At 73.4% G+C, this 1,954-nt stretch carries 1 protein-coding gene and 1 pseudogene; one reads left to right on the top strand and one right to left on the bottom strand.

Annotated elements, in window-relative coordinates:
- Positions 1-434: pseudogene (locus ACESMY_RS23645) on the bottom strand (hypothetical protein); the annotation flags it as partial.
- Positions 435-605: 171 nt separating this feature from the next.
- On the opposite strand from ACESMY_RS23645, the gene ACESMY_RS23640 reads away from it, so the two are divergent.
- Positions 606-1,865, top strand: coding sequence for a YdcF family protein (locus ACESMY_RS23640; RefSeq protein ID WP_372787092.1), 1,260 nt, complete (start codon positions 606-608; stop codon positions 1,863-1,865).
- The last annotated feature ends 89 nt before the right edge of the window (positions 1,866-1,954 follow it).

The raw sequence follows: 1,954 nt of genomic DNA, 5'->3' as shown, positions 1-1,954 counted from the left end.
AGTTTTGTATAAGAGACAGGCGCGGCCCTGGCGCGCGGCGGGGCGGCGGCGTGCGCCCGGTGCGGCGGCCGGATCGCCCTCGCAGGCTCGCCGGCGGGCCGTGGGGCCGGCTGTGGGGCCGGTTGGGCCGCGGGCTGGGGAACCGGCGGCAGGGTTTCGGGCGGCAACAGGACCGCGGGGCCGCGGTCGGCGGTCTCGCTCCTCGGCCCGGTCACGGTCCAGGCGAAGCTGAAGGCGGTCCCGGCCAGCAGCAGGGTGGCGACGGCCACGATCGCCATCGATCCGCGCGAGGTGACCGGCTCGGCGCGGGGTGGATTCCAGGCCTCGTCCGCGGCCATGTCGTCGGCCAGCGTCCGCCGGCTGTCATCGGCATAGGTGAAGAAGCCGATGGCTGCGGCCCGGCCGCCAGGTCCTATCGCGTCGTCCGCCGGCATGGCGCCGCCTATCCTGAAAAGGCCCCCGTCAAAGTTGTCGATTGGCCCAACGGACGCAATCTTAGCGGGAAAATCGCCGTTCGCCCAGCCTGACTGTAGCCAGTGGCCGCCGGGCCGGTTTGGCGGCTAGGCTGGGGACCGGGTTTCAGCGGGTCAGCGGGGAGGCGAACCATGCGGCGCAGAGGGTTGGGATTGGGCGTGCTGGCGGCGCTGCTGGTTTGCGCGGGCTCGGCCGCGTGGGCCCAGTCGCCGGCCTATCGCTTCGTGCGCAGCGACGATCCGGCGGCCGACGCCAACGCCTATCTGCTGACCCTGATCGCGGCGGACCCGGAGGCGCTGCGCGCGGCGGCGGGGGACGCGGCGCTGGCGGCGATCGGGCGGCGGCTCGTGGAGAGCCGCAGCGCGGTGCAGGCCAGTTGCCGGGCGACGAGCGTCTGCCCGGTCGAGCGGATGATGCTGAGCCAGGCGGAGATCGCCGCGGCGGGCGACGCCCTGGCCGGGCTGGCGAAGCCCGGGAGCCCGCTGGCGCGGCTGGCGCGCGAGCGGATGCGGCCCTCGGGGCGCTTCCAGAAGTACGCGGCGCTGGAGGACACGGCCATGCTGCGGGCGGCCTGGATCGAGACCGCCGAGGGGGTGAACCGGCTCTACCGGGTCTATGCGCTGGGCGAAAAGCCGCGCTATCCGGATATCGATTCCGCCTCCTATCCGCCGGGCGACGCCTATCTGCGGACGCTCTTGCGCCAGGCGCTGGAGGCCGAGACCGACCGGGCGCGGGCCGAGCCGTTCTTCGCGGCCTGGACGGCGCTGGGCTTCGACCTGCTGACGATCAACCAGCGCGACGAGGCCGGACGCTACGAGCCGCTGGAGACCGGGGAGAACGCCCCGGCCATGGCGCGGGCGCGCCGGCTCGACTGGGGCAAGTGGCCCTACGCGGCGATCATCGTGCCCGGCCAGGGGCTGGAGGCCGCCGAGACGCGGCTCTCGCCGGGCGGGGCCTCGCGCGACCGGCTGGCGGTCAAGCGCTGGCGCGAGGGCAAGGCGCCGTTCCTGGTGGTCTCAGGCGGCCACGTGCATCCCAACAAGACGCCCTTCGCCGAGGCCGTGGAGATGAAGCACGACCTGATGGCCCACTATGGGGTGCCGGCCGAGGCGATCTTCATCGACCCCTATGCGCGGCACACCACCACCAACCTTCGGAACGCCGTCAGGCTGCTGTTCCGGGCCGGCGCGCCGCCGGCCCGGACGCTGCTGGTGACCACCTCAGGGGACCAGAGCGGCTACATCGAGGGCCCGGGCTTCGCCGACCGCTGCGCCAAGGAGCTCGGCTATCAGCCGATGACCGGCCTGACGCGGCTCTCGGCCTTCGACCTGGCGGGCGCGGCGAACCTGGTCTCGCTGCACGCCGATCCGCAGGACCCGCTGGACCCCTGAGCGGCGTGAACGCGTCCGGTCTGTGTCTGAACGACACTATCGCGACATCCTGGGGCCCCGGTGGCGCGCTAGGCAGGCCGGCGTGGTCT

Origin of the sequence: Phenylobacterium sp., from assembly GCF_041691455.1 — a bacterium.
In the GTDB taxonomy this organism is placed as follows: domain Bacteria; phylum Pseudomonadota; class Alphaproteobacteria; order Caulobacterales; family Caulobacteraceae; genus Phenylobacterium.
Note: the sequence above shows the minus strand (reverse complement) of the source record. Positions and strands in the feature narration are given on the sequence as shown.